General features: G+C 30.0%; 8 protein-coding genes. 7 read left to right on the forward strand and 1 reads right to left on the reverse strand.

All coding sequences use genetic code 11. The features are described 5' to 3' along the window. Positions 1 to 294 precede the first annotated feature (294 nt). From NL43_RS02755 to mtnA, 7 genes are all read left to right on the forward strand, one after another. Positions 295 to 1,827 carry a methanogenesis marker 3 protein gene (locus NL43_RS02755; protein WP_069592516.1) on the forward strand — a complete coding sequence of 511 codons (1,533 nt, stop codon included), beginning with the start codon at positions 295 to 297 and terminating at the stop codon, positions 1,825 to 1,827. Then, positions 1,811 to 2,317 carry a methanogenesis marker 6 protein gene (locus tag NL43_RS02760; protein ID WP_084790355.1) on the forward strand — a complete coding sequence of 169 codons (507 nt, stop codon included), beginning with the start codon at positions 1,811 to 1,813 and terminating at the stop codon, positions 2,315 to 2,317. The genes NL43_RS02755 and NL43_RS02760 overlap by 17 nt, the downstream gene beginning before the upstream one ends. Before the next feature lie 70 nt (positions 2,318 to 2,387). Next, on the forward strand, positions 2,388 to 2,846 hold the full coding sequence (locus NL43_RS02765) for a methanogenesis marker 5 protein (RefSeq protein WP_069592517.1): 459 nt from the start codon (positions 2,388 to 2,390) through the stop codon (positions 2,844 to 2,846). Next, positions 2,839 to 4,092 carry a methanogenesis marker 15 protein gene (locus NL43_RS02770; RefSeq protein ID WP_069592518.1) on the forward strand — a complete coding sequence of 418 codons (1,254 nt, stop codon included), beginning with the start codon at positions 2,839 to 2,841 and terminating at the stop codon, positions 4,090 to 4,092. Before NL43_RS02765 ends, NL43_RS02770 begins: the two co-directional genes overlap by 8 nt. Before the next feature lie 24 nt (positions 4,093 to 4,116). Beyond that, positions 4,117 to 4,668: a methanogenesis marker 17 protein gene (locus tag NL43_RS02775; protein ID WP_069592519.1), complete on the forward strand. Its 552-nt coding sequence runs from the start codon at positions 4,117 to 4,119 to the stop codon at positions 4,666 to 4,668. Between the two features lie 29 nt (positions 4,669 to 4,697). After that, on the forward strand, positions 4,698 to 5,564 hold the full coding sequence (locus tag NL43_RS02780; RefSeq protein ID WP_069592520.1) for a radical SAM protein: 867 nt from the start codon (positions 4,698 to 4,700) through the stop codon (positions 5,562 to 5,564). A 90-nt stretch (positions 5,565 to 5,654) separates the two neighbouring features. Beyond that, positions 5,655 to 6,596 (forward strand): S-methyl-5-thioribose-1-phosphate isomerase, encoded by a 942-nt coding sequence (gene mtnA, locus NL43_RS02785; RefSeq protein WP_069592531.1) that lies wholly within the window; start codon positions 5,655 to 5,657, stop codon positions 6,594 to 6,596. A gap of 8 nt (positions 6,597 to 6,604) precedes the next feature. Here the strand turns inward: mtnA and NL43_RS02790 are convergent, their stop codons facing one another. Then, positions 6,605 to 7,627 carry a class I SAM-dependent methyltransferase family protein gene (locus tag NL43_RS02790; protein WP_069592521.1) on the reverse strand — a complete coding sequence of 341 codons (1,023 nt, stop codon included), beginning with the start codon at positions 7,625 to 7,627 and terminating at the stop codon, positions 6,605 to 6,607. Between the last annotated feature and the right edge of the window lie 351 nt (positions 7,628 to 7,978).

The raw sequence follows: 7,978 nt of genomic DNA on the forward strand, positions 1-7,978 counted from the left end.
TTCCTCTTTTTTTTCTTTGTAGATTTGGTTTTAAACTAATTTTTTTTTCAGGAATTTCATTGTAAATTTGTTATTTTTTTTATAATCTTGAGACTTAACCATATGTTAATGAATGTAAGTATATTTCTAAGTTACTATTTCTCTTAATTAAGTGCCCAGTTAATCATTTAAATGTATTAATACTATAAAGCTAATAAATTAAAATTATAGAAATACTTCATAATTTCTAAAAATCAGGGAATTATTTATTTAATATTTTTGTCATGTAATAATTCTTTATTTGAGGCGAAAAAAATGCAAGTTAAAATCAATAATGTGGAAATGGATATACCTATAGGATCAACTGTGGAAGATGCTATAAAACTGTCCAAAGCACCTTATATTACTGGTTCGGCTATTGCTTTAATTGAAGGGCGAGAAGAGCTTGAAAGTCATGTAAATAAGTACAGTATTGAAACTACGGGTGGTAATATAATTATTGAATTAGTTGATACTGCAAATATGTTAACTGATTTCTGGAAGAATAATTATAAAAAATTCATAGGAACAGCTATAAGGTGGACAACATCTCATGAGGTAGCTATAGGTTCAATAGTATCTGATTTAGAACCTACTAATGAGGAACATCTTTATAATAGGGGAGATGTGATAATCAGTTTATCTAGTTTTTCTAATGAATCTACACATATTATCATTTCTAAAGTTAAACATGAAGGTATATATGGAGTACCTAATCAAAATAAGGGTGTTTTTGCTACAGTAGTGGGTGGTAAACGAAATATAATAAAACTCAAAAATACTGATGAAGTTTTAGATATTCATCCAGTCATAGAAAGAAAGAGTATAATAAAAAGTGCAGCAGTCACGGATTTCAACACAGAATTAAAACAGGGAAATGAATTATACACTTACATTGAAGTTGAAGCAAACCCTGAAGCACCTATATCATTTGAACATTTTCTTAAAATAATTGAAGATGGAACATTACATGTAGATTATGAATCAGAAAGTTTCATAGGAAATAACACTTTAAAAGGTTTAGAAAAAGATACAGAACTAATTGAAAAAAGAAAAAGAGGTGTTGTAACACTAAGAAATCAGGGGGCTGGTGTAGGACGAGTATATATTTATAGAGAAGATCGTGTATCCGTACCAACACATAATATAATAGGTCATGTTACACGAGGTATTCAAATACTAGATACTGTAAATGAACATGATAAAATAACAATAGTAACAAATCCTGAAAAAATATCTACTGTTGCTCTTACACAAAAAGAAGCAGATGACTATCTTGATAAACTAGGTATTGAACATGAACGTGATGGTCTAACTGATGATGATGCAATTATTGTAGCACAAGATCCACTATACACTATAGATGTACATAAAGAAAATAAACTTAAAACTCTAGGAGTACCAAAAGAAGACTTTGTGGAAATAGAATTATATCCAGAAGAAAGTCCAAGTTCTGTATGGTACTTTAGGAAAATATCAGGCTTACTTAATGGTGATGTAGGACATCTACAAGTAAATATGGCTATTAAAGAAATGAATATATTAATGTTCAAAGCAGTAAATAAAGAAGCAAAAGGTTTAATTCCTGAAAAATTACCTGATGGAAAAGTACAAGCATGGGAAATTTGTGTAAGTAATACTGCATGTAAGCATGTTGGAAATATAGGTATACGATTTATAGACAACACAGAATTTGGTCCGACAGGTGAATCATTCAGTAGTACAAATATTATTGGAAGAGTAGTTGGTGGATTCGATAATCTTAAAGCATTTAAAGAAGGAGATACAGTCTATGTTAAAGAACGATAAAGATATTGATACAGAATTTTGTCATATTCCTATGGGTGATGGAACATATCATGATTCTAATCAAAAAGGTAAAATTACACGTATGATAATTTTAGGTCCTGGATGTGCAGTAAGTTCAAAAGAATTACTGAATTTCTTACATTTATTAGAATTACCAATAAATATTCGTTTAACCTGTTATGGTGCTAATTTGAATGGAACTCCTGAACATGTTATGGAAGCAGTTCAAAAAGCAAGAGCTATTGATCCATCACATATATTCATAAAATTTAGGGGATTTCCTCCAGGTGATCCAAGAAGATGTAGAGCAAAAAGAGGAGGGGCTCGTGAAGGATTCCATCAAATTGAAGCAGAATATAAGTTATTACAAGATGTAAGTTATGCTTTAGAACATCCTAAACATATTGATATAACAGTACCTGAGAAAATTTCAGTAGATGAATTTATAGAAGTAGTAAATTCAGTGGATGCTGAAACTAATAAGAAATAATATGGGAAAATGGATGATTATAAAAATGAAATTTAATTTAATAAGGAGAAAATAAAATAGAGGTTATATTATGAAAGTTGCAATATTTCCACCAAATTCTATGATTTTAGCGGATATGATTGTTAGAGGAGGGCATGAACCATTAGTTGTTCAAAGTGAAATGAAACAAAAAGTTACTAGTCCAGAAATAGATGCACCTCCATTTAACATGACTGAAGAAGATCCAATTGCAGGTCTTAAATATGCTGCAATTGAAGTGCCTTCTGGAGTAAGAGGACGTATGTCTTTATTTGGTCCTATAATAGAAGAAGCAGAAGCAGCAATTATAATGAATGAAGCACCATTTGGATTTGGATGTGTGGGTTGTGCAAGATCTTCTGAACTAACAGTATTTTCTTTAAGAAGAAGAAATATACCTATTCTTGAACTAGATTATCCAACTTCACGTGATGCTACAGTTGAAATGGTTTATAAAATAAATACATTTTTAGATGAATTGAATGAAAAGGAGGCTAAATCTGATGATTAAAATAGCTCAATTATCATGTGGTACAGAATATAGTGGGATTCAAAAAGAAATAGAAAAAGCTGCAGAAATGTTTGGAGCAGAAATGGTTCTTCCCGATGTAAATCTTGATGATATAAATGAAGCATATGAGAAATTTGGTTTAAGTTGTGCAAGTTCAAGTCTTAAATTAATGATTGCAAGGGCAATGTCTTTAGTAGAAGGAAAAAATGATGCAGATGCTGTATTTATATGTACTTGTTTTAGATGTGCAGAAGGGGCTATAGCAAGAAATGAAGTACGTAGATTAATTCAAAATAATACAAATTTACCTGTAGTAACATATTCATTCACAGAAAAAACAAAAGCTTCAGAATTATTCATACGTATGGAAGCATTAACTACTGTAGTTTCAAGAAAAAGTATTCTTGCACGTGAAAAACAAGAAGGTCTTACTTTAGGTATAGATAGTGGTTCCACCACGACAAAAGTAGCATTAATGGAAAATGATGAAGTAATTGGAACAGGATGGGTACCAACAGGAGATATTCTAGGTTGTGCAAATGATGCTATTAATCAAGCATTGGAAGGTACATGTTATAAATTAGATGATGTTGAAGCTATTGGTACAACAGGTTATGGTCGTATTACTATTGGTAAACAAATGGGTGCAAAACTTATTCAAGAAGAAATATCTGTAAATAGTAAAGGTGCAGTTTATCTTGCAGGAGCACAGAGAGGTGAAGCAACAGTACTGGATATTGGAGGTATGGATAATAAGGTAATTACAGTAAATAATGGTATACCTGATAACTTTACTATGGGTGGTATCTGTGCAGGAGCATCTGGTCGTTTCTTAGATATGACTAGTGGAAGATTAAATGTGGATATTACAGAACTAGGACCTCTAGCACAAAAAGGTAACTATAAAAATGCAGTATTAAACAGTTATTGTATTGTATTTGGTATTCAAGACTTAGTAACATCTCTTGCAGGTGGAGCTAAAAAAGAGGATGCTGCAGATGCTGCATGTCATTCAGTAGCAGAACAAGTATATGAACAACAATTACAGGAAATTGATGTTCGTGAACCATTAATTCAGGTAGGTGGTACTTCTCTTATCACAGGTTTAGTCGATGCAGTTCAAGATATTCTTGGAGGTATTGAGATTATTGTACCTGAATATTCACAGTATATTGGAGCAGTAGGTGCTGCAATGCTTGTATCTGGACTTAAAGATACTGATATTGATGATAGTAAAAAATTCTAATCATGATTGAGGAGTGAATGTAGTATGTATGTAGAATGTTATGATGAAGTAGGTGCTCAAGTATATGATACACTACTTAGACATACACTTCAAGATTTAAAATTAGCAAGAGCAATTAGTGCTATAAAAATATTCATAGAACCTCGTGAACCCATATTTATAGGAGTAGTTAAACTAGAAAAAGCATCCACACCAATATATCTTAATGATATAGCTTCCTATAAATTAGAGGAGAATGTTTTGAAAATAACAGTTGAAAATGAGGATTATACTCCAAATCTATTAAGAGCATTATGGGAAAAGGAAGGACGAATTAATGTAACTCAACCTGATAGATATAAAATTGAAGTAGAAAATCCAACAATAGATGCTGAAAAATTAATGATTCATAATCCATCACAAGAATTAAAACGAAAAGTTTATGATGCATTATTTAGAATAATACCTGAAGGATTTCGTATGACACGTAATGCAAGTGAAGGAAATCTGATTAGTATTATGTGTAGTGATGAAATAATTGATGAAAAATGGAATAAGAAATTTAATGAAGTAATAGAAGAAGTTAAAAATCAATAATTTTCAAAACAGTTATTGGAGGGTTTTTCGTGAATGATGAAAAAAAGAGTCATTTTGCGCATGTAACACAAGCACATCCCTGCTTCAATGAAAAAATACATGATAAAGTAGGTAGGATTCATATTCCAATTGCCCCTAATTGTAATATTCAATGTGGTTTCTGTACAAGAAAATTTAACAATACAGAAAATAGGCCAGGAGTAACATCATGTATTATGTCTATAGATGAAGCTATAAATCATATAAGAAATACCACAAATGAAATTCCCATAAGTGTTGTTGGTGTTGCAGGACCTGGAGATTCATTATGTAATGAAGAAACACTAGAATTATTTTCACGAATTAAAGAAGAATTTCCTGATTTAATATTATGTATGAGTACAAATGGATTGCTTGTACCAAAATATGCAAAAAAAATTTCAGAAGTAGGTGTTAAAACAGTAACAATAACTATAAATGCTGTTGATTTAGATATTGGTGCAGAAATTTATGATAATATAGAATATGAAGGTAAAATATATCATGGCAAGGAAGGTTTCAAAATACTTCTTGAAAATCAATTAAAAGGTATTGAAATGTTATCACAGTTAGGTGTAATTGTTAAAGTTAATAGTGTATTAATACCTGGAGTAAATGATGAACACATAGTAGACATAGCAAAAACTGTTAAAAGTAGAGGAGCATCTATTATGAATGTTTTACCATTAATACCATTAAATAAATTTAAGAATCTTGAAAAACCTGGCTGTGGTATGTTAAGTGATGTTCGTGAACAAGTTGAAGAATATCTTCCAGTATTCAGAGCTTGCACACAATGTAGAGCAGATGCATTTGGTATACCTGGTAAAAAAGAACAAGATTTTTCACTAGAATTAATACCTAATAGTCATTATTAACCACCATATTTTTTTCCTTTTTTTATAAATATTATTAATTTTAAAAAATATACAATATAGTAACTATTATTATTTTAGGAGAATTATATGATAGAAACATTATATTGGAAAGATAATACATTATTTTTATTAGATCAAACATTACTTCCGCATGAAATAGAATTTTATGAATGTAAAACATATCATGAAGTAATTAATGCAATTAAAACAATGAAAGTAAGAGGTGCTCCTGCAATTGGAGTTTCAGCAGCATATGCAATGGCACTTGCAGAGTTAGCTGGAGTTGATTTAAACAAAGCAGGGGATGAAATTAAATCTGCAAGACCAACAGCAATAAACTTATTTTGGGCAGTAGATCAGGTTTTAAAAGCAGTAAATGATGGAAAATCTGCTGTTGATACGGCAATTATGATGGAAAAAGAAGATATTGCAATTAATAAAAAAATAGGTGAATATGGAAATACTGTGATTAGTGATGGTGATACAATACTTACTCATTGTAATGCAGGAGCATTAGCATGTGCGGGTTATGGAACTGCATTAGGTGTGATAAGAGCTGCACATGACGCTGATAAAAATATTGATGTAATTTGTGATGAAACACGTCCGGTACTACAAGGTGCTAGGTTAAGTGTATTTGAGATGCAAGAAGAAAATATTCCTGTACGATTAATTGTTGATGGAGCAGCAGGACATATGATGCAAAAAGGTGAAGTTGATAAAGTAGTTATTGGAGCAGATAGAGTTGCAAAAGGTGGAGTTGCAAATAAGATAGGTTCACTTATGGTTGCATTAGCTGCTAAACGTTACGACATACCATTTTATGTGGCAGCACCAATAAGTACATTTGATTTTGAAAATGAAATATTTGACACAACAATAGAAGAGAGAAATTCTGATGAGGTATTAAAAATTAATGGTGGTTATATTTCTAGAAAAGATACAAATGTAGAAAATCCTGCATTTGATATTGTAGAGTCAGATTTAATTACTGGAATAATAACTGAAGAAGGTATAAAAAAACCATTATAATACCTTTCTTATTTTATTTTCATGTCAAGTCCAATATGCCATACACCTGGACTTTGAGATTTAACTTTTCTTATATTTAATACTTCAGTTTCTCGTGGATATGCTATTTTTTTAACTCTATCAATCACTGTTTCATAATCTGATGAAAATTCATAATAGTTTAATATACCATTTTTATTCAAATGATTTACTGCAATATCTAAAAAGTCTTTAGCAGTTCCAGGTAAATTCATGATAATTCTATCTGCAAGTGGAAGTTCTGGTATGACTTTACGAATATCACCTTCAATTGGAATTACTTCTCCAACTAATTTATTAAGTTTCATGTTTTCGTTAACATACTTGTAAGCTTCAGGATTAATATCTATACTGTATATCTTTGCTTTTTTTACATGTGCAATACTTATGGGGAAAGATCCTATTCCTGCAAAGAAATCAATTACTGTTTCATTTTCTTGTACTTGATTAACTATACGTGCTCTTTCAGTAGCTAATCTTGGACTAAAATATACTGTTGAGGGATTTAATTTAAATCTAATACCATATTCTTTATGGATAGTTTCAAGATTATCTTCTCCTGCTAGAAATTCTAGTTTTCGGGTACGAGTTACTCCTTGAATTTTACTTTTCTTGTAATATACACTTCGTCTTTTAGTAAATTTAAGTACTGCTTCTCCAATAATTTTCTTTTCATTTTCAAGTTCTGGTGGAATTTCTAATATGACAATATCACCTATTGTATCAAATGATTTTCTAATATTTTCAATTGCATCTTCAGGTATTTTATCATTTAAGTATTCCATGAAATTTTTTGCTTTATATTGACCTTCTAGAAAATCATAGTCTTCTATTATAATATGATAATCTTGTTTTATATTTTCAATGAGGGTGATGTCATAGTTATCTATTAGTGGAATATAAACATTATTTTCATCACTTTTTAATTTATATTCAGAATTAATTTGATTATTATTTATTAGAATTTTTCGTACTTCATTAGCCTTCTGTTTTTTAATTTTTATACCTTTCATATGGTCACTTCAATATTTTTTAAAGTTAGTTAATTATCATAAAAATAGAGTTATGTCTAAGTTTCTAAGCTAGTTACTTGTTTTATTATTTAACTTATTTATTTTTTTTATTAGTTTTTTCATTATATCTTTTGTGCAATATTTTCTATTTATTTTGATGTGGTTGGTTTGTTGAGTATAGTATGTGCTACAAAAAGCGTAACACTTGAACAAATTGAACAGTATGTTCATTGTAATGAAAGTTGTTTTTTCCAAGTGTAGCAATAATTATGATGATAATGAGAACTAAAATAAAGTCTTATTATGCTAACTAGTATAATTTGATGGTTTAGTTTGATGTATGTTAAACGT

It is taken from the genome of Methanosphaera sp. WGK6, from assembly GCF_001729965.1.
Classification (GTDB): domain Archaea; phylum Methanobacteriota; class Methanobacteria; order Methanobacteriales; family Methanobacteriaceae; genus Methanosphaera.